General features: G+C 64.0%; 16 protein-coding genes. 13 read left to right on the forward strand and 3 right to left on the reverse strand.

Annotated elements, in window-relative coordinates; translation table 11 throughout:
* Positions 1-191: 191 nt before the first annotated feature.
* From ACT6VE_RS10115 to ACT6VE_RS10175, 13 genes are all read left to right on the forward strand, one after another.
* Complete coding sequence (locus tag ACT6VE_RS10115) at positions 192-1,670, forward strand: sugar ABC transporter ATP-binding protein (protein ID WP_444798483.1); 1,479 nt, start codon at positions 192-194, stop codon at positions 1,668-1,670.
* Between the two features lie 56 nt (positions 1,671-1,726).
* Positions 1,727-2,731, forward strand: coding sequence for an ABC transporter permease (locus tag ACT6VE_RS10120; protein WP_069063723.1), 1,005 nt, complete (start codon positions 1,727-1,729; stop codon positions 2,729-2,731).
* An 83-nt stretch (positions 2,732-2,814) separates the two neighbouring features.
* The gene (locus tag ACT6VE_RS10125) at positions 2,815-3,801 is read left to right on the forward strand and encodes a substrate-binding domain-containing protein (protein WP_444798484.1); all 987 of its coding nucleotides are present in this window, start codon (positions 2,815-2,817) and stop codon (positions 3,799-3,801) included.
* Positions 3,802-3,865: 64 nt separating this feature from the next.
* Complete coding sequence (locus ACT6VE_RS10130) at positions 3,866-4,639, forward strand: SDR family oxidoreductase (protein WP_069062814.1); 774 nt, start codon at positions 3,866-3,868, stop codon at positions 4,637-4,639.
* Positions 4,640-4,674: 35 nt separating this feature from the next.
* On the forward strand, positions 4,675-5,667 hold the full coding sequence (locus tag ACT6VE_RS10135; protein ID WP_444798485.1) for a dihydroxyacetone kinase subunit DhaK: 993 nt from the start codon (positions 4,675-4,677) through the stop codon (positions 5,665-5,667).
* 15 nt (positions 5,668-5,682) lie between these two features.
* A complete protein-coding gene (gene dhaL / locus ACT6VE_RS10140; protein WP_444798486.1) occupies positions 5,683-6,324 on the forward strand; it encodes a dihydroxyacetone kinase subunit DhaL in 642 nt (213 codons plus the stop codon).
* A gap of 150 nt (positions 6,325-6,474) precedes the next feature.
* Positions 6,475-8,589 carry a bifunctional sugar-binding transcriptional regulator/dihydroxyacetone kinase subunit DhaK gene (locus tag ACT6VE_RS10145; protein ID WP_444798487.1) on the forward strand — a complete coding sequence of 705 codons (2,115 nt, stop codon included), beginning with the start codon at positions 6,475-6,477 and terminating at the stop codon, positions 8,587-8,589.
* Between the two features lie 28 nt (positions 8,590-8,617).
* The gene (gene dhaL, locus ACT6VE_RS10150; RefSeq protein ID WP_444798488.1) at positions 8,618-9,253 is read left to right on the forward strand and encodes a dihydroxyacetone kinase subunit DhaL; all 636 of its coding nucleotides are present in this window, start codon (positions 8,618-8,620) and stop codon (positions 9,251-9,253) included.
* Between the two features lie 138 nt (positions 9,254-9,391).
* Positions 9,392-10,975 carry a Na+/H+ antiporter gene (locus tag ACT6VE_RS10155; protein WP_444798489.1) on the forward strand — a complete coding sequence of 528 codons (1,584 nt, stop codon included), beginning with the start codon at positions 9,392-9,394 and terminating at the stop codon, positions 10,973-10,975.
* Between the two features lie 86 nt (positions 10,976-11,061).
* Complete coding sequence (locus tag ACT6VE_RS10160) at positions 11,062-12,816, forward strand: alkaline phosphatase (protein ID WP_444798490.1); 1,755 nt, start codon at positions 11,062-11,064, stop codon at positions 12,814-12,816.
* Between the two features lie 71 nt (positions 12,817-12,887).
* Complete coding sequence (locus tag ACT6VE_RS10165) at positions 12,888-13,352, forward strand: hypothetical protein (RefSeq protein WP_444798491.1); 465 nt, start codon at positions 12,888-12,890, stop codon at positions 13,350-13,352.
* A gap of 2 nt (positions 13,353-13,354) precedes the next feature.
* Positions 13,355-14,041 (forward strand): ABC transporter ATP-binding protein, encoded by a 687-nt coding sequence (locus ACT6VE_RS10170; RefSeq protein ID WP_444798492.1) that lies wholly within the window; start codon positions 13,355-13,357, stop codon positions 14,039-14,041.
* A complete protein-coding gene (locus ACT6VE_RS10175) occupies positions 14,038-15,318 on the forward strand; it encodes an ABC transporter permease (RefSeq protein ID WP_444798493.1) in 1,281 nt (426 codons plus the stop codon). Before ACT6VE_RS10170 ends, ACT6VE_RS10175 begins: the two co-directional genes overlap by 4 nt.
* Positions 15,319-15,330: 12 nt before the next feature.
* Here the strand turns inward: ACT6VE_RS10175 and ACT6VE_RS10180 are convergent, their stop codons facing one another.
* From ACT6VE_RS10180 to ACT6VE_RS10190, 3 genes are all read right to left on the reverse strand, one after another.
* Positions 15,331-16,296 carry a magnesium and cobalt transport protein CorA gene (locus tag ACT6VE_RS10180; RefSeq protein ID WP_444798494.1) on the reverse strand — a complete coding sequence of 322 codons (966 nt, stop codon included), beginning with the start codon at positions 16,294-16,296 and terminating at the stop codon, positions 15,331-15,333.
* 27 nt (positions 16,297-16,323) lie between these two features.
* A complete protein-coding gene (locus ACT6VE_RS10185) occupies positions 16,324-17,781 on the reverse strand; it encodes a CYTH and CHAD domain-containing protein (protein ID WP_444798495.1) in 1,458 nt (485 codons plus the stop codon).
* 121 nt (positions 17,782-17,902) lie between these two features.
* Positions 17,903-19,633, reverse strand: coding sequence for a Na/Pi cotransporter family protein (locus tag ACT6VE_RS10190; protein ID WP_444798496.1), 1,731 nt, complete (start codon positions 19,631-19,633; stop codon positions 17,903-17,905).
* Positions 19,634-19,656 lie beyond the last annotated feature (23 nt).

Raw genomic sequence — 19,656 nt, forward strand, 5'->3', positions numbered from 1 at the left:
GAAAGGCGTGCCCTCTCAAGACATTGCCTCCGTCCATAGAGTCGCCTGATCTCATGTCGGCGCGGCACAAACCTTACAAATGACATCTGCAGTTCAACGTTTGTCGATTCATCATATTGACATGTGTCGATTACGATGTGTATTTTGTAAACAAGGGATGGGGAGCATCCCCTGAATGCCGGGAGGAATGCATGCAGCCACTGTTGAAAGTGGAAGGGCTGAAGAAGTCCTTCGGCGGCGTCGCAGCGCTTCGCGATGGTCGTTTCGCGCTGGAAGCCGGCTCGGTGCATGCGCTCTGCGGCGGCAATGGCGCCGGCAAGTCCACGTTCCTCTCGATCCTCATGGGCATTCACAAGCGCGACGGCGGCACGATCCTGCATCGCGGCCGGCCGGTCGAGTTCAACAGCCCGGCCGAAGCGCTCGCCTCCGGCATCGCCATCATCGAGCAGGAATTGAGCCCGGTTCCGCATATGACCGTGGCGGAGAACATCTATCTCGGCCGTGAACCCTCGACCCGCTTTGGCGGCATCGACTTCAAGACGATGAACCGCAATGCGCAGGCGCTACTCGACCGGCTGGAATTCAGCATCTCCGCGCGAGAGTACATGATGAACCTCTCGGTGGCGCAGATGCAGCTCGTCGAGATCGCAAAGGCGCTGAGCCACGACGCGGACGTCATCTTCATGGACGAGCCGACCTCGGCGATCGGCGAAAAGGAGGCCCAGCATCTCTTCCAGGCGATCGAGCGCCTGAAGGCCGACGGCAAGGGCATCGTCTACGTCTCGCACCGGCTGTCGGAAATCTTTCAGATCGCCGACAACTACACGGTCTTCCGCGATGGCGGCTTCGTCGGCGACGGCAAGCTTGCCGAGATCGACCGGCCCGGCCTCATCCGCATGATCGTCGGCCGCGAGCTTGGCGAGGAATATATCAAGACGAACACGCCGACCGCGATTGCGGGCCTGGAAGTCACCGGCCTTTCTGCCCCCGGCAAGATCGAGGACATCTCCTTCACTGCGCACAAGGGCGAGATCTTCGGCATCTACGGCCTGATGGGCTCCGGCCGCACGGAAATCTTCAACTGCCTGTTCGGCATGGATCGCGCGTCTGCCGGCGACATCCGCCTCGACGGCCAGCCGGTCGCCATCCGCCAGCCATCCGACGCGATGGCCGAGGGCATGGCCTTCGTGACGGAAGATCGCAAGCTCACCGGCCTCAACCTGACGGACAGCGTTCGCAACAACATCTGCCTGGCCAGCCTGCCGGAGATGAGCCCGGCCTTCGTCATGCAGCGCCGGCGCGAACAGTCCTCCGCCGCGGACATGATCACGCGCTTCGGCATCAAGGCCGCACGCGACACGATGCCGGTCTCCGGCCTTTCCGGCGGCAACCAGCAGAAGGTCGTGCTGGGCAAATGGTTTTTGCGCGAACCCCGCGTCCTGCTGCTCGACGAGCCGACGCGCGGCGTCGATGTCGGCGCCAAGCGCGAGATTTACCGCATCATCTGCGACTTCGCCGCCGAAGGCGGGACGGTCGTGATGATCTCCTCCGAAATCGACGAAATCCTGGGCATGTCCGACCGCATCCTCGTCATGCGACAGGGCCGCTCCGCCGGTATCTACAGCCGGAAGGACGCCGACGCCCAGTCGCTTGTGCACCTGTCGACCTGAATTGAAGACCCGACGACCGCCGCAAGCATCCAACCCGCATGGCAAGAGGTGACACCGTGTCCAGCTTAGAGAACAAGACCTCCAGCACCTGGCTGAACGCCGATCGCCGCCGGCTGATCCTGCAGGAATATGGCATCTTTCTCGCCTTCCTGCTGCTGGTCGCCGTTCTTGCCCTGTCGAACGAGTTCTTCCTGACGCCGGGCAACATCTCCAACGTGCTGCTCCAGACGTCGATCAACGGCGTTCTCGCGATCGGCATGACCTTCGTCATCCTGACCCGCGGCATCGACCTTTCGGTCGGCTCGGTCGTGGCGCTCGCCGGCATGGTCAGCGCCAGCTTCGTCACCAGCTCGGCCACGGCCGGCATTGCCGGCGCGCCCTACCCGATGGTCGTGGCGCTTGCGGTCGGCATCCTCGTCGGCGTCTGCTGCGGTGCGCTGGTCGGCTTCATCGTCTCGCGCTTCTCCGTGCCCGCCTTCGTCGCCACCCTCGGCATGCTGTCGGCAGCGCGTGGCGCGACACTCATCTATGGTGGCGGGCGGCCGGTCCCGGCGCTGACACCGGAATTCCGCTGGATCGGCACCGGTAACATCCTCGGCATTCCGATGCCGGTCATCCTGCTCGCCGTCGTCTTCCTGGTCTCCTGGTGGGTGCTGACCCGCACGCGCTTCGGCCGCTACATCTACGCCGTCGGCGGCAACCCGCATGCCGCGAAAACCTCCGGCCTCAACGTCACGCGCATCCGCTTCCTCGTCTATGTGATCTCGGGCGCACTCTCCGGCCTCGCAGGCATGATCCTCTCGGCGCGAACGGGCTCCGCCCTGCCGCAGGCCGGCATCGCCTACGAACTCGACGCCATCGCAGCGGTCGTGATCGGTGGCACCAGCCTGTCGGGCGGCGTCGGCCGGGTAACCGGCACCCTCATCGGCGCCCTCATCATCGGCGTCATGAACAACGGCCTCGATCTGATGGGGATCCAATCCTACTACCAGCAGGTCCTCAAGGGCGCGCTCATCGTCGGCGCCGTGATGCTCGACCAGAAACGCAATCAGGGCGCTTGAGCCCCGGAAATACGGGCGCCCCGCGCCCGTCGTCGAAACGGCTTGCCAAAAGGCAGCCGGAATTCTCAAAGGAGGAGAATGTCATGAAGAAACTGATGATCGCCCTTGCCTCTGCGACGGTGCTGCTCGCCTCGTCCGCCATGGCCCAGGAAAAGCTGAAGATCGGCGCGGCCCCCTATGGTCTGAATGCGGAATTCATGCAGATCTGGTCTGCCGCCCTAGAAGAACATCCTGCCGTGAAAAGCGGTGAAGTCGAACTGACCGTCTTCGACGGCCGCTACGACGCGCTGGTCCAGCAGGAACAGTTCAACACGATGATCACCCAAAAATTCAACGCGATCATCTTTGTGCCGATCGACATCGAAGCCGGCGCCACCGCCGTGCAGGCCGCCCATGACGCCGGCATTCCGGTCGTCGGCTCCAACACCCGCGTGAATTCCGACCTGCTCACCGCCTATGTCGGCTCCGACGACACGATCTCCGGCTACATGGAAGCCAAGACCGTGCTCGACAAGATCGGCTGCAAGGGCAACGTCGTCATCATCGAAGGCCCGATCGGCCAGTCGGCGCAGATCTCCCGCCTCGAAGGCAACAAGAAGGCGCTTGCCGAATGCCCGGACGTCAAGGTTCTGGAACAGCAGACGGCCAACTGGTCGCGTGCCGAAGCCCAAACGCTGATGGAAAACTGGCTGACCTCGCATTCCGGCCAGATCAACGGCGTCATCGGCCAGAACGACGAGATGGCGCTTGGCGCGATCGAGGCGATCAAGGCTGCCGGCCTCAAGCCCCAAGACTTCGCCATCGCCGGTATCGATGGCATCACGGACGCACTCAGCGCCGTCAAGGAAGGCACGATGACCTCGATCCTGCAGGACGCCCGTGCCCAGGCGCAGGGTGCCCTCGACCTCGCGATCCTCCATGCTAAAAAGGGTGACTACAAGCCGCAGTCGGACATCTGGGCGCAGTATCCCGACATGGCGTTCAACGACGGCAAGGACAAGGAATACAATGTTCCGTGGACGCCGGTAACGACCGACAATGTCGATAAGCTCCTGGAGCTGCGCAAGTAACGAATGACATGCGGGGCGGCGATGCCGCCCCGTTCCACCCAACCGCTGAAAGCCGAGACAGACGATGACCGACACCCCTCCGCATATCGACCTCAACTTCCCGCTCGACGGCAAGGTCGCGCTCGTCACCGGCGGCGCTTCCGGCATCGGCGCGGCCATCGCCGCTGCCTTTGCATCGAAGGGTGCGAAGATCGCCGTGCTCGACATCAACGCCGACATCGCCAAGGCGAAGGCGGATGAACTTGGTGGTTCGGCAAGGCCTTTCGTTTGCGACGTGGCGGATGCCGCGTCGGTGCAGAAAGCGGTCGATGACGTGGTCGCGGCCTTTGGCGGTATCGACATTGCGGTCAACAGCGCCGGCATCGTAGCACTTGCGCCGGCGGAAGACCTCACGCTCATCCAGTGGGACAGGACGATCGACATCAACCTGAAGGGCAGCTTCCTCATCACGCAGGCTGTCGGCCGCAAGATGATAGCCGCCGGTAAGGGTGGCAAGATCGTCAACCTTGCCTCGCAGGCCGGTTCCGTCGCGATCGAAGAGCATGTCGCCTATTGCGCGTCCAAGTTCGGTGTCATCGGCATGTCCAAGACCTTTGCCGCCGAATGGGGCAAACACGGCATCACGGTTAATACCATTTCCCCCACCATCGTGCTGACGGAGCTCGGCAAGGCGGCCTGGGCCGGCGAGAAGGGTGAAAACGCAAAGAAGCGCATCCCGACCGGCCGTTTCGCCTTCCCGGAAGAGATCGCCGCCGCGGCAGTGTTCCTCGCCTCGCCAGGTGCCGACATGATCAACGGCGCCGATCTTCTGATCGACGGCGGCTACACCATTCTTTGAGCCCCGACCGGCTCGCGCAGTTTTGAGGAGTTACCATGCAGCGTTTCATCAACGATCCGGACCTGGTGGTCGAGGATACCGTCAAGGGGTTCGTGAAGGCGCATTCGGACATCGTGCGCGTCGCGGAAAACCCGCGCGTCATCGTCGCCAAGGATGCCCCCTTTGCCGGCAAGGTCGGCGTGGTGACTGGCGGCGGTTCCGGCCACGAGCCGGCCTTCATCGGCTATACGGGCAAGAACATGCTCGATGCGGTCGCCGTCGGTGAACTCTTTTCCTCGCCCACCGCCAAGAGCTTTTACGATGCCATCCGCGAAGCCGATGGCGGCAAGGGCGTCGTCGTGCTCTACGGCAACTATGCCGGCGACAACATGAACGTGAAGATGGCAATGAAGCTCGCCGCCAAGGCCGGGATCGAGGTCGCAACCGTCGTTGCCAACGACGACGTCTGCTCCGCCCCGCCCGAGGAGCGCGAGAAACGCCGTGGCGTTGCCGGGGAAATCTTCATGTGGAAGATGGGCGGCGCCAAGGCCGCGACCGGCGCCACCCTCGAAGAGGTGCGTGCCACCGCCCAGAAGGCGATCGACAACTGCCGCTCGATCGGCGTCGGCCTCGGCCCCTGCACACTGCCGGCCGTCGGCCATCCGAACTTCCAGATCGAGCCCGGCACGATGGAAGTCGGTATCGGCCACCATGGCGAACCGGGCGTTCGTGTCGAAGCACTGAAGACGGCGGAAGACGTTGCCAAGGACATGGTGAAGATCGTGCTCGACGATCACAACCTGCCGGAAGGCACCGAAGTCGCCGTGCTTGTCTCGGGCCTCGGCGCCACGCCCCTCAACGAACTCTACATCCTCAACGACACGATCGAGAGCGAGATTTCGGCCCGCGGCCTGAAGATCGTCAAGACCTGGATCGGCAACTACTTCACCTCGCTGGAAATGGTCGGTGCAACGCTGACCGTCATGGCGCTCGACGATGAACTCAAGCCGCTGCTCGATGTCGAGACGCGGTGCACGATCATCCTGTAACCGGAGGACGACCCCATGCAGACTTTCGACAACGCATCCTCCGGCGCCATCGTTCTATCGATGGCGGAGCGGATCGTCGAAAACCGCGCCTATCTCAGCGAGATCGACGGCAAGATCGGCGACGGCGACCACGGCGTCAACATGGCCAAGGGTTTTGCCATGGCGGCGGAGCGTCTGAAGGGCAAGGACGCCCCGCTCGCCGAATCCCTCGATACACTCGGCACCGTGCTGATGACGGAAATCGGCGGCTCGATGGGCCCGCTCTACGGCGTGATGTTCACCGAATTTGCCGAGACGATCGAGGGTGTCGAAAAGATCGACGCCGCGGCCTACAGCAAGATGCTGCATGCGGGCCTTGCCGGCATCCAGTCGATCGGCTCCGCCAAGGTCGGTGACAAGACGCTGATCGACACGCTCGTTCCGGCCGTCGAGGCGTTCGACAAGGCCACAGCCGAAGGCAAATCGTTCGGCGACGCGCTGGAAGCCCTGGTTGCAGCCGCCGAAGCTGGCCGCGACTCGACGATCGATCTGGTCGCAAAAATCGGCCGCGCCAGCCGTCTGGGCGAACGGTCGCTCGGCGTGCTGGATGCGGGAGCAACCTCCTGCGCCATCATTCTCAAGGAATTGTCCGACGGCGCGCGCGCGCGGCTGACCTGACATTCGTGACGCCCGGAATCTGCACGTTCCTCCCAGGAAGCGCGGCCTTGTCCTTCGTGACGGGCCGCGCACCGCTTTTTTGATGAAGGCAGGTTGCAAACCGGTGGCATTACTTTCATCTTCGCCGCCAGAAGGGGACCGGCGAAACTGATGGCAATGAAGACTTCCTCGCCGCGCAAAGGCGGCATCGGCCGGGCGAACGGGCCGGAAGGCGTGGATTCGATACCGCTGCGCTATGGCGACGATCCCTATGTCTGGGCCTGCTGGCTCTACTACGAAGACGGCATGACGCAGGGCGAGATCGCCGAGGCGATGGGTGTGTCGCGCGCGACCGTCAACAGCTACCTCGCCGACGCCCGCGAAAAAGGCATCGTCAACATCTCCATCGAGCCCGCGCGGCTCGCCTCGCTCACCATCGCGCAGGAACTGAAGCGCCATTTCGGCCTGTCGGATTGCCTGGTCGTGCCCAATGACGACAACACCCGGCCACTGATCGGCCGGCTGGGTGCGGCGGGCGCGCAGGCGCTTGCCAAGATGATCAAGTCCGGCGACACGCTCGCCGTCGCCTGGGGCCGCACGATCCTCTCGGTCGGCGAGCATCTGGAAGTGGGGGGCTTGCAGGACGTGACGGTCGTGCAGGCAACTGGCGGCACCACGGCAAGCTTCGCCTATACGCCGGAACTGACCACCGCCGCCGTCGCGCGCGCGATCTCGGCGCGCTGCGTCAACATCACGGCACCCGCCGTCGTCGCGTCTGCCGAAATGCAGCGTATGTTGCTTGCCGAGCCGCTGATCCGCGAGCAGTTCGATACGCTCGCGCGGGCCAACCGCATCGTCTTCGGCATATCGTCGCTCCGACCGAACTCCACGATCCACACCAGCGGTTTCTTCGAATCCGTGCCGCTGCAGCACTATCTGGCCAAGGGCGCAGCCGGCGTGCTGGCCGGGCGCTTCATCGATGAGCGCGGCCGCCCGGTGGATGGCCCCCTCGATGATCGCACGATCGGCATGTCGCTGGAGATGCTGCGTGGCATCGGCACCCGCGTCGCCGTCGCCGGTGGCTTCGACAAGGTGCCTGCGCTGCTGGCAGCCTTGCGCGGCGGCTATGTCAACGTGCTGGTGACGGATGCGGCAACGGGCGCCGGCATCCTGCGCGCCGATGGTGTCACGAGCCTCGACGGCAAGCTTTCGCAACGGCAGAAAAGCGCGCCCGTCGCCAATGCCTACCGCACCCACGTCAAGAAATTCCTCAACAATCCCAACGACGTGGTCGAGGAAATGCTCGACGGCCTGATTGCCGCGCACAAGCCCTATCTGCAACCCGTGGGATCGCGCCGCGCTCTCGTCGCACGCAACGGCCCCCGCCCCGGCAAGGTCGGCCTCGTCATCGGCGGCGGCACGGGACACGAACCCTGCTTCGTCGGCTATGTCGGCAAGGGGCTCGCCGACGCCGTGGCCGTCGGCAACATCTTTTCCTCGCCACCGCCCGACCCGATCGCCAAATGCGCCGTCGCAGCCTCCGGTGGCGCCGGAGTGCTCTTCGTCTACGGCAACTATGCCGGCGACGTGATGAACTTCGAGATGGCGGCCGAACTGGTCGAGGAACAGGGCATTCCAGTCCGCACCGTCCTCACCACCGACGACATCGTTTCTTCGCCGATCGAAGACAAGGAAGGCCGGCGCGGCGTCGCCGGCAATTTCTTCGTCTTCAAGGTGGCGGGCGCCGCCTGTGATCGCGGCCTGACGCTCGACGAATGCGAGGCGATCACCCGCAAAGCCAACGACCGCACCTTCACGGTCGGCGTCGCGCTCGAATCCTGCTCCATGCCGCAGACAAGGCGGCACAATTTCGAAATCGGCCCGGATGATATGGAACTCGGCATGGGCATCCACGGCGAGCCCGGCGTGTCGCGCGAGCGTCTGCGCACCGCTGACGAGATCGTCGACACGATCATGGACAACATCTTCAAGGAGATGAAGGCCGAGCCCGGCGACCGCGTGGCGGTGCTGGTCAATTCCTTCGGCGCAACGCCGCTGATGGAGCTCTACATCCTGTTCCGGCGCGTGGAGCAGCGGCTTGCCGCCAAGAACATCACGATCGAGGCCAACTGGGTGGGGCACTACTGCACGTCGCTGGACATGGCAGGCGCCTCCATCTCGATCCTGCATCTCGACCGCCAACTGACCGATCTGCTGCACCATCCATGCCAGTCGGCGATCCTGACCATCAACGCACCTGAACCGGACGAAGCGGCTCGGAGCTGAGGCCGCCTGCGCCCAAGGGGAGGAAGACATGTCGGAAAATGCGGCACAGGCTCTCGCCAGGATGTTCGAGAGAATGTCCCAGGTGATCGAGACGGAAAAGGATCGCCTGTCCGAACTCGACGGCGCGATCGGCGATGGTGATCACGGCATCACCATGTCGATCGGCTTCAAGGCCGTGAACGCGGCGCTTGCGAAGCTGGACCTCGGCACAGCGAGCCTTTCAGAGGTGATGTCGACGGCGGCAGCCGGCTTCCTTGACGCGGTCGGAGCATCGACGGGACCCCTCTATTCGACGGGCTTTCGCCGCGCCGCCCAGGTCCTTGCCGAGCGCTCCGAACTCGACCTCGTCGCCTGTCGGGATATGCTGGTCGCGATTTCCGAGGGCATTCGCGACCGCGGCAAGGCGCAACGCGGCGACAAGACGATGCTCGACGTCTGGCTGCCCGCCGCAGAGGCCGCCACCACGGCGGTTGCCGAGGGTCGGTCGAAACAGGAATTCTGGAACGCCGTTACGGCCGCAGCCGACAACGGAGCGGCCGCGACCGCCACGATGGTTGCCGCCAAGGGCCGCGCCGCCCGCCTGCGGGAACGCTCCCTCGGCCACCTCGACCCCGGCGCCGTCTCCGCAACAGCGCTCGTGAGGGCAATCTCGGAGACAGTCTAGAACGGGATTTTACACCCCGTTTGGCAGAGAAATTTTCCGTGGGTCCGATCCCCTGGTTATCCTTCAGCGATTGCGTTTTGGCAAAACGCGCTTTGTAATGAAGCGCGTCGTAATAAAGCCATTTCAGGATAAAGCCCTATGGATCCAACACATTTGTTCGAGCTGGTGATCGGCATGTTCGTGGCGATCATCGCGCTGCATTACGCAGCCCATCGGCTCGGGCTGCCGCCATCCGTGGCGCTGCTTGCGGGGGGCGCGCTGCTAGCCTTCGTGCCGGGTCTGCCCGTCATTGAAGTCGATCCGGAACTGGTGCTCGTCATCTTCCTGCCGCCGCTGCTGATGGACGGGGCCTGGTTCATTGCGCTCGGCCCCTTGCGCCGCCATATGATCGGCATCGCTTCGCTTGCTATCGGCGCGGTGTTTTTCACCTGCGCCGTCGTGGCTGTCGTCACGCATCTGCTGTTCCCGTCACTCCCCTGGGCGGCCTGCGCGGCATTGGGAGCGATCGTCTCGCCGCCCGATGCGGTCTCCGCCCGCGCCGTGCTGCAACGGGTGAAGCTGCCACGGCGCCTGCAGATCCTGCTCGAGGGAGAGAGCCTGTTCAATGATGCGAGCGGCCTGGTCCTCTTCCGCTTCGCCATTGCTGCCGGCGTCACCGGCGTCTTCAGCACGGTCGATGCCATGGGCAGCTTCTTCGTGCTGGCGGTCGGCGGCGCGCTCGTCGGCATCGCCATCGGCATGGCATGGGTTCTGCTGGTGCGCCGCCTTGGCGACGAATATCTGATCATCGCCGCCACGGCCCTGCTTTCCTGGGTGTCCTACCTGCTTGGCGAATTTATTCACGTGTCGGGCGTCATTGCCACCGTGACCACCGGCCTGATCGCCGGCTGGCACCAGCACACCGCATTTTCAGCCGCAACCCGGATGCGCGGCACTTCTTTCTGGACGGTGCTCGTCTTCCTGATGGAAGCGGCGGTTTTCATCCTGATCGGCCTGTCGCTGCGTGGCGTCGTCGAACGCGGCGGCGGCTTCGGCGTGGTGATCGCCGATCTCGGATGGCCGATCCTGGTGATCCTGGTGGCCCTCACCCTCGCCCGCTTCGCCTGGGTGTTCGGGTCGGACCTCGTGATCAGGCTCTTCAATGCCCTGGGGATCAAGCGATACACACCAGTCGGCGCCGGTGGCGCGACCGTGCTCAGTTGGGCCGGTGTTCGCGGCGTGGTCACGCTGGCGCTGGCGCTGAGCGTGCCGGAAAACTTTCCCGGCCGTGACTTCATCCTGGTGACGTCCTTCGCCGTCATTCTCGGAACCGTGCTGCTGCAAGGCACGACGCTGGGGCGCGTGATCGCCTGGGCGCGGCTGAGCGAACCGGAATCGGATAAGGCCCGGCTCACCATGAGCCAGGCCGAGGCCGCCATGGCCCAGGCGCAATTTGCCGTCGTGCAAAGCCGGGCTTACGACAGCGAAGGCAAGCTCATCCATCCGCAATTGCTGGACAAGTATCAGCGCAGAGCCGTGTCGATCGTCGATTATGCCGAACGTACGCAACACTATACGCCGTTGCTGCACGCCCATTTCGACGTCGTTCTCGAAGCGGTTGCGACGGGGCGTCGCGAACTCATCCGGCTCCATCGCACTGGCGAGATCGACGACGAGACGTTGCACGAGCTGGAACGGGACCTCGACCTCGAAGAGCTGAGCGCAATTTCCGCCAAGGGGTGAAGCCGCCTGCGACACGGCTGTAATACGCTTGTCATGCTGAGTTTCTATCGCAAGGGGGTAACGCACCGCTCAAGAGAGGCACCCCCATGCGTAAACTCATCCTCGCTCTGGCATCGGCAACGATGCTCGCCGGCGCAGCAAATGCCGCAACCGTTTATCCGCTGGATCGCGCGACGATCCTCGTCGGCTCGCCCTTCGACTTCAAGGTCGAGTTCGACACCGTGGTGAAGCCGGAAGACGTGAAGGTCACCGTCAACGGCCAGGATTACGAAGCCGTCTTCGGCAAGAAGGCCGAATTTGTCGCGGAAGAAAAGGGCGCCGAGGACAAGGTCCTGGGTTCGGCCCTCCTCCTGCGTGGCCTGACGATCGCTGAAGCCGGCGCCTATAAGGTCGAGGTTTCGGCTGGCAGCGAAGCCAAGTCGGTTAACTGGGACGTTTACGCGACCGTTGCCGAGCCGAAGGCCAAGAACATCATCTTCCTGATCGCCGACGGCCTGTCCGTCGCCCACCGCACCGGTGCGCGCATCATGTCCAAGGGCATGACCGAGGGCAAGGCAAACGGCCGCCTCGCCATGGACGACATCCCGCCGGTCGCCTTCATCGGCACGTCGTCCACCCACTCGATCGCCACCGACAGCGCCAACACCATGTCGGCCTACATGACCGGCCACAAGTCACGCGTCAACGCGCTCGGCGTCTATGCCGACCGCACGCCGGCAAGCCTCGACGACCCGAGGGTCGAGACCATTGCCGAAGCGCTCCGCCGCACGACGCAGAAGTCGATCGGCATCGTTTCCACCTCGGAAGTCGAAGATGCCACGCCGGCTGCCCTCGTTTCCCACACCCGCAAGCGCGCCGACAAGGCGGAAATCGTCGGCATGCTGCTCGACGTCAAGCCGGATGTGCTTCTCGGCGGCGGCTCGGCCTACTTCCTCGGCAAGGACGTGCCGGGCTCCAAGCGCAAGGACGACAAGGACTACATCGCCGAGTTCAAGAATGCCGGCTATGCCCTGGCAATCGACAAGACGGAACTTGCCGCTGCTGCCGGCTCGAACCAGGACAAACTGCTCGGCCTCTTCCACACCGGCAACCTGGACGTGACGCTCGACCGTGAATTCCTCAAGAAGGGCACCGTCGAGAAATTCCCGAACCAGCCGGGCCTCGTCGACATGACCAAGGCCGCCCTCGACAAGCTTTCGAAGAACCCGGAAGGCTTCTTCCTGATGGTCGAGGCCGCCTCGATTGACAAGATGAGCCACCCGCTCGACTGGGACCGTGCGCTCGTCGAGACGATCGAGTTCGACAAGGCCATCGCCGTCGCCCGCGAATTTGCCGATAAGAACCCGGATACGCTGATCATCGTCACCGGCGACCACACCCACGGCGTCGGCATCATCGGCACCGTCGACGACGAGAAGCCGGGCGACGAAATGCGCGCCAAGGTCGGCACCTATGACGATGCCGGCTTCCCTAACTACGAGGACAAGGACGGCGACGGCTACCCGGATCGCATCGACGTCTCGCGCCGCCTGTTCCTGGCCGCCAACAACGGTCCGGACCACTACGAAACCTTCCGTCCGAAGCTCGACGGCCCGTTCGTTCCGGCCGTGCAGAACGAGGCGAAGGAATATGTCGCCAACGAAGAGTACAAGGACGTGCCCGGCGCCGTCTTCGTGCAGGGCAATATCCCGAAAGATGGCGATACCGGCGTTCACGCCGTCGACGACGTGGTGCTTCAGGCGATCGGCCCCGGCTCGGAAGGCTTCCGCGGCTACATGGAGCAGAGCGACGTGTACCGCGTGCTGGCCGATGCCTTCGCGCTCGGCGTAGCGAAGGACTGAGCTACCCGTGACGGACAGGCGGCCCCGCGCCGCCTGTCCGCATTCTCGTCGATGAAGAAGGAAGCATGGCCATGACGGACGATTCCCGTATGTTTTTCGACAGGCGGCGGATGCTCTGTGCATTGGCTGCCCTGCCGATCCTGCCTCTTGCCCGCCCGGCGCTGGCTGCGGAGACGCTCGGCTTCGGCGAGCTCTACAAGAGCTTTGGCGTGCTGGGGCTCGAATTCTCCGACAAGGTGAAGCGGCTGACCGGCCAGGAAATCACCATCAAGGGCTTCATGGCGCCGCCGCTGAAGGCGGAGGCGAACTTCTTCGTGCTCACCGAAATTCCAATGTCGCTCTGCCCATTCTGCTCCTCGGATGCGGACTGGCCGGACAACATTCTCGTCGTCTATCTCGCCCGCAAGCAGACCTTCGTGCAGTTCAATGCGCCGATCAAGGCGCAAGGCGTGCTCGAATACGGCTCATGGACCGATCCGGATACCGGTTTCGTCAGCCAGTTGCGCCTGCGCGAAGCCGCGTTCGACACGGCCTGACGATGCTGGCTCTCGCTATTTCCGGTCTCACCATGCGCTTTCCCGGTCTCGACACGCCGGTGCTGTCCATCGAGCGGCTTCACCTTTCCGCCGGCGAACGCCTCGCGATCACCGGCGCCTCGGGCTCCGGCAAAAGCACGCTGATCAATGCGATGACCGGGCTCGATACCGTGACAAGCGGTTCCGTGTCCTGGGGCGGCACCGATATCACCGCCCTTGCCGCCGGCAAACGCGATGCGTTCCGCGCGGCCCATATCGGCCTCGTCATGCAGGACTTCCATCTGTTTCCCGGCCTATCGGCCTTCGAGAACGTCGTCTTGCCGGTCCGCCTTTCCCGGCGCCTCAAGCCGGCCGAGCGCGAACGCGCGCTCCATCTCCTCGAAACAACGGGCATTGCCCGCCCTGACCAGGCCATCGAGACCCTGTCGCGCGGTGAGATGCAGCGCGTGGCTGTAGCGCGCGCGCTGTTGCCGAAGCCCGGCGTGATCGTTGCCGACGAACCGACCGCCAGCCTCGACCGTCGTACTGGCAGCGAAGTGGCCGAGCTGATCGTCCGGCTCGCACGCGATGAGGGGACAACGCTTATCGTCGTTACCCACGATCCGGCGCTCACGGAACGGCTCGACCGACGTGTCGGCCTCGATGGCGGACGCATCGTCGAAGACAGCAGCGAGGTGCTTGCGGCATGATACGCTTCATCCTTGCCGATCTTCGCCGTTTCAAGGGCGGAGCACTTGCCGTCATCGTGCTGATTGCGCTTTCCGTTGCGCTCAGCGTCACCGTCACGTTGCAGGAGCGCGCCGTCCGGCTTGGCAGCGCCCGCGCGGCGGAAAAATTCGACCTTGTCGTCGGTGCAGCGGGCAGCGAAACGCAGCTCGCGCTATCGGCCGTCTTCCTGCAACCCTCGCCGCTGCCGCTGATGTCCGGCAGCGTGCTGGCAAAACTCTCCGAGGACCCCCGCGTCGAGTTCGCCGCTCCGGTCGGCTTCGGCGATTCCGCGGATGGCCATCCGGTCGTCGGCACGACGAGCAAGCTTGTTTCCGCGCTCTCGCCGAAGCTCGCCGAGGGAGCGATGTTCGCCCGTCTCGGCGAGGCGGTCATCGGCGCGGACGTGCGAAAACCCGTCGGCGCGGAGATCAAGCCAATGCATGGTGGCGCTGACGAGGGTGGCCATACGCACACGGAGCTCATCTACACGGTGAGCGGCCGCATGGCCCCCACGGGTACCGCCTGGGACCGCGCCATCCTCGTGCCGATCCGCGCCGTCTGGCAGCTGCATGGCATGGAGGGCGAGGCCGCGCATGATCACGACCACGCCGCCGGGGGGCTCGCGACGGTTGCTGCGGCCGAGCACGAGCATGCTGAAGAACAGGAGCACGAGGCGCATATCGATCCTGCGGCCGCGATTGACGAGCATTTCGACGCCGAAACGCCCGGTCTTCCCGCCGTTCTCGTCAAGCCGAAGACGGTTGCCGACGCCTATCGCCTGCGTCAGGAATATCGCGGCGAGACGACGCTCGCCGTCTTCCCGGCGGAAGTGCTGACGCGCCTCTACGCGACACTTGGCGATGCGCGCAGCCTGCTTCTGGCCATCGCCATCGGCACGCAGGTCATCGTCATCGCCGCCATCCTGCTCGTCACGATCATGCATATCGGCACGCGCCAGAAGCAGATCGGCGCGCTGAGAGCCTTCGGCGCGCCTGCACGCGCGGTTGTCGCCATCGTCTGGGGCGAATTGTTCCTGCTGTTCCTCGCCGGCTTCGGGCTGGGCATCGTGCTCGGTTACGGCGCCGCACAGCTGATCTCCGCCTCGCTCACTGCAACGACGGCCGTGCGCATGCCCGTGGAGTTCGCCCGCGAGGATATCTCGCTGGCCGTCTGGTTCGGCATTCTCGCCGTGCTGATATCGATCATACCGGCGCTTTCGGCGCTTCGTCTTAGCCCGGCGAGAGCGCTTCGCGCCTGAGCACCAGCCAGATCACAGCCATTTGGCGCGCTTGAAGCGCCAGTAGAGCGTACCGCAGAAGACGACGATGACGGCGAGCACGGCGAAATAGCCGTACTGTGTCTTCAGCTCCGGCATGTTCTCGAAGTTCATGCCGTAAATGCCGGCAATCGCCGTCGGCACAGCAAGGATGGCCGCCCAGGAAGCGAGCTGACGGGTAATCACGCCCTGGCGCTGCTGTTCAAGCAGGTTGCTCGCCTCGAAGACCGAGGTGATGACGTCACGCAGGCCGCCCACCATCTGCTCGATGCGGTGCATGTGCTGGAGCGCATCGCGAAAATAGGGCTTTGCCTCGACATCGAGGCACGGCAGGTCGAGATGCACGAGCTTGCCGCAGAGGTCCAGCATGGCATCCAGCACGCGCTGGAACAGGATGACCTCGCGCCGCAGCCGGAAGATACGTTTGATCTGGGCGCGGTCGAGGAAGGAATCGAGCATCTTGCGTTCCATGTCGAGCACGGAATCCTCGATCGTGCGCACGATCGGCAGGTAGCCGTCGACGATGAAATCGAGGATGGCGTGCAGGATATAGTCCGTGCCGTGACGCATCGTATGCGGCGAGGTTTCCAGCCGGCCGCGCAGCTCTCCGTGCCCACGCTCGGAACCGTGGCGGACGGTGATGATGTAGCGCTCGCCGACGAAGATCGCCGTGCGTCCATAGGTGATGCCATCGCCGTCGAGCTTGGCGGTCTGGGCGAGCACGAAGATCTGGTCGTCATAGGCGCTGAGTTTTGGCGTCTGCAACGGGTTCGCCGCATCGCTGACGGACAGTTCGTGCAGGTTGAAACGCACCTTCAGGATGGCGAGTTCTTCGGCGGTCGGCTCATGCAGGCCGATCCAGATGAAATCCGTCTTTTCCGTCGGCATCGCGATGGATTCGAGCGGAACCTCCTGGAATCGTCGTCCGTCACGGTAGAGATAAGAGGCGACGACCGTCATGGAAAGTCCTTGCGGGAGACAGGCGAACTAGCGCCAGAAGCGTTTCGTATCGACCAAGGCGTCATGGGCATCCGCCGCCGCCTTGATCACATCCCGTCTACTGTCGATCGCATTGGAAGGGAAGGCTTTTCGAGCGTCGTCCGCCAGGCCGAGTCGTGCCAGAAGCTCCGGCATCGCGGCGGCATCGTTCAGCGCACCGAGCTGATCCTGCAAGGGTTCCAACGCGGCAAGGAACCGGCCATGGCGGCGCTTTTGGCGCTTGCGATCGAAGAGTGAACCAAAGAACTCCGCCGCATATCGCAGCTTCTTGGCGTCCTTACGCACCTCATGGCGGGCGTCGTCGTCAAGATCGACGAGGTCGCGGCCACCCTTCTTGACCTTGCGGCGTAGCCGGTCGAGGGCTGAGGCTGCGAATTCACTGACCGGCTGCTCGCGCGTTTCCCGCGCGGACACAAGACCGTGCCAGGCGCCGCAGGCGAGCCAGTCGGCAAAATCCAGCATCAAGGCCCGGGCGCGCGGCGATTCAAGGTCGGCGGCCGCAGCCCGGAAGGCCGTCTCGCGCGCATCCGCAAGCACCTTTCGCAGCGCTTCATCCTTGCAACGGCGGATCAGCACGTCGAGGTCGCGCACCTCGCCGAGAGCACCGGCTAGCCATTTCAGCTCGTCCTTCATGTGCCCGAACGCATCGTCTTCCAGTACTGCCTTGAACACCCAAAGCGCAGAACGCAGCCTGCGCAGCGCAACGCGCGCCTGGTGCACCGCCTCCTCGCCCCCGCCCTCGAGCAGCATCTCGTTAAGGCGGAACTGCTTCAGACAGCCGTCGGCGATGATGCGGAAAGCGCCGGGAACGCTCATGTCGGGCGTCAGCGCGACCGGCTCGGCCTTGACGGCGCGGACAGCGGCACCGAGCAGGCGGTAGCCTCGCTCCGCCTTGCTCAGCACGCCGAGCCGCAACGGCGCGACCCGGTCCAGCGTGCGGGCATAGGAAAACAGCGCGGATGGCGGACCTTCCACCAGTTCCAGCTCGATTTCGCAGACCGGCGTACGCCGCTCGCCGACAACGATATCGCCACGGTCGAGCGCTACCTCGATGCGCGCATCCTCCCAGGCCAGCGACCAACGGCGCCGCTCGACGACCACCTCGAAAAGCGGCTCCAACGCTTCGGCGCGGCGGCCGAGAAAGGTCTTGAGTGGCGTCGTATCGTCGAGAACGGGTTTGTCACCTTCGACGTTTTGCTCCCATTTCGGGCGCGCAAAAAGGCTGGCGGCGCTGGCGCCGACCGCCTTGACGATCTGGACGCGCCCCTGTGCATCGTTACGAATTCTAAGGGAAAAGCCGGCAGCGCGCAGGTCCGCGTCCGGCGTGTCGAAATAGGTTGCACGCCGCTCGAGGATGAAGGGTTCGCTTGCGGCGAGGTCCGAGGCGAGAAAGTCCGCTGCTGCCTGCGGCGCAAGGTCGAGCTTCAGTTCGATTTCCTGTCCCAAACGCCGTTCTCCAGACTTACCGACACGCCAGAGCTACCGCACCGTTAGACAAGATCAACCCGGAAGCCACACAATACAAGAGGCGCCGCGGCGATAAAGCCGCGACGCCTCGTCGCAAATCCTATTCGGCCGGAACCGGGCTCATCCCGCCTTCGTTCATCTGCTGCTCGCGGCTTTCCTTGCGGTTGGTGGCGCGGGCGAGCACGCTCTGGCGGTTGACCGACTTGCGCTCGGCATCAATGCGGCGGATGAGGATTTCCGCGCGCTCGATGGAACCGAGCAGAGCGAGGATCGTGCCGCGTTCGGCAGCACCCGCATTCGGGCCAAGCGACAGCGTGCGGGCACGCAGTTCCTCGACCTCCGGGTAGTTGGCGTGACCGGCCGGCATCTGCGGATCGGCAAGGCCATAGGTCGGCAGGATGGCGCGCAGCGACGCATCGAGCTTGTCGAGCGCGGTATCGACGATCGGCTGGGCCTGGCTGCCGAATTTTTCACGCTTCACGCGGCGCGCGACCTGATGCATCGATTCCGTCAGTGCCGCTGTAAAGTCAGCCTCCTCGATCAGGCTGGCGATGAGGTCGAGTTGGTCGTAGGGCAGGTCTTCCTTCATCAGGTTGGCGGTATAGGCGCGGATGTCGCGGCTGAGAATATCGGTCGCGAGATAGTGCTCGCCAGGGTCCGACGGCGCTTTCTTGTCGCCACGCGCGATGCCGAGGAACATGGCGCCGGCCTGGAGGTGGCGCTGGGTTTCCTGCTGGATCGCGGGAACGGCACGCGCGAAGTCGTTGGAGAGCTTGCCGTCGAGGAATCGCGGGGTCGAATAGTCCTCGATGTCTTCCGCGTCGGTGCGGCCGACACGCGACAGCACGCGATCGAACACGCCGATGAAGGGGAAGAGCAACAGCGTGTTGAAGATGTTGAAGAAGGTCGAATAGAGACCCACGGCAACCGGCACCAGCGGGAATGTCTCCTTGCCATCGACCATCACGGCCGCGGCCGGATCACCGCCGAACCACTGCATCGCCCATTCGAGGACGCCGATGGAGACGAAGAACAGCGGCACGGTGATGCACACACCGATGATGTTGAAGGAGATATGGGCGTAGGCGGCACGTTTGGCATTCTTGGAAAGGTTGAGCGAGGCCATCCACGAGGTGATGGTCGTACCGAGGTCGGCGCCGAGCGAGAAGGCGACAGCCGTCGTCCAGTCGAGAATGCCGGCGGCGCCGAGGCCCATGACGATACCGATCGTCGCCGAGGACGAGTGGATCATCGCGGTGACGCCGGCGGCGATCAGCACGCACTTGATCAGGTTGAAGTAGGAGTCAGCCTTCAGCGTCTGGAGCAATTCCATGACTTCCGGCAGATTGCGCAGCGGACGCAGGCCGCCCGTCATCAGGTTGAGGCCGTAGAAGATCAGCGCGAAGCCCATGCAGGCGAGTGCGATGTTGCGCACCTTCTCGCTCTTGGCGAAGCAATAGATGAGCGCGAAGATACCGCCAAGAATGAGGCCGAGCGGCCCGAGCGGCAAGGCGATAAGACCATTGCCGAGCGTCGTGCCGATATTGGCGCCCATGATGACGCTGATGGCTGGTCTGAGACCAACCACGCCGGCATTGACGAGACCGACCACCATGACGGTCATCGCCGTCGAGGACTGGATGACGCCCGTGATGAAGGTGCCGGCGAGCACACCCTTGACCGGCGTGCCGGCGGCTCTGGCGAGGAACGCGCGCATCTTGTTGACGGAGAGGGCCTGGATGCCGTTGGCCATGAATTCGAGGCCGAGCATGAAGATGCCCAGGCCGCCGATGACCGGCACGAGGACGTCCTTGAAGATATTTATTTCCATGGGAAAACTCGTTTCTATTGGAG

It is taken from the genome of Shinella sp., assembly GCF_052438155.1.
In the GTDB taxonomy this organism is placed as follows: domain Bacteria; phylum Pseudomonadota; class Alphaproteobacteria; order Rhizobiales; family Rhizobiaceae; genus Shinella.

What these genes read in the sequence shown, in the direction of transcription:
- ACT6VE_RS10115 (WP_444798483.1), top strand. Translation starts at nt 192, where the DNA reads ATGCAGCCACTGTTGAAAGTGGAAGGGCTGAAGAAGTCCTTCGGCGGC.
- ACT6VE_RS10125 (WP_444798484.1), top strand. Translation starts at nt 2,815, where the DNA reads ATGAAGAAACTGATGATCGCCCTTGCCTCTGCGACGGTGCTGCTCGCC.
- ACT6VE_RS10130 (WP_069062814.1), top strand. Translation starts at nt 3,866, where the DNA reads ATGACCGACACCCCTCCGCATATCGACCTCAACTTCCCGCTCGACGGC.
- ACT6VE_RS10135 (WP_444798485.1), top strand. Translation starts at nt 4,675, where the DNA reads ATGCAGCGTTTCATCAACGATCCGGACCTGGTGGTCGAGGATACCGTC.
- dhaL (WP_444798486.1), top strand. Translation starts at nt 5,683, where the DNA reads ATGCAGACTTTCGACAACGCATCCTCCGGCGCCATCGTTCTATCGATG.
- ACT6VE_RS10145 (WP_444798487.1), top strand. Translation starts at nt 6,475, where the DNA reads ATGGCAATGAAGACTTCCTCGCCGCGCAAAGGCGGCATCGGCCGGGCG.
- dhaL (WP_444798488.1), top strand. Translation starts at nt 8,618, where the DNA reads ATGTCGGAAAATGCGGCACAGGCTCTCGCCAGGATGTTCGAGAGAATG.
- ACT6VE_RS10155 (WP_444798489.1), top strand. Translation starts at nt 9,392, where the DNA reads ATGGATCCAACACATTTGTTCGAGCTGGTGATCGGCATGTTCGTGGCG.
- ACT6VE_RS10160 (WP_444798490.1), top strand. Translation starts at nt 11,062, where the DNA reads ATGCGTAAACTCATCCTCGCTCTGGCATCGGCAACGATGCTCGCCGGC.
- ACT6VE_RS10165 (WP_444798491.1), top strand. Translation starts at nt 12,888, where the DNA reads ATGACGGACGATTCCCGTATGTTTTTCGACAGGCGGCGGATGCTCTGT.
- ACT6VE_RS10170 (WP_444798492.1), top strand. Translation starts at nt 13,355, where the DNA reads ATGCTGGCTCTCGCTATTTCCGGTCTCACCATGCGCTTTCCCGGTCTC.
- ACT6VE_RS10175 (WP_444798493.1), top strand. Translation starts at nt 14,038, where the DNA reads ATGATACGCTTCATCCTTGCCGATCTTCGCCGTTTCAAGGGCGGAGCA.
- ACT6VE_RS10180 (WP_444798494.1), bottom strand. Translation starts at nt 16,296, where the DNA reads ATGACGGTCGTCGCCTCTTATCTCTACCGTGACGGACGACGATTCCAG.
- ACT6VE_RS10190 (WP_444798496.1), bottom strand. Translation starts at nt 19,633, where the DNA reads ATGGAAATAAATATCTTCAAGGACGTCCTCGTGCCGGTCATCGGCGGC.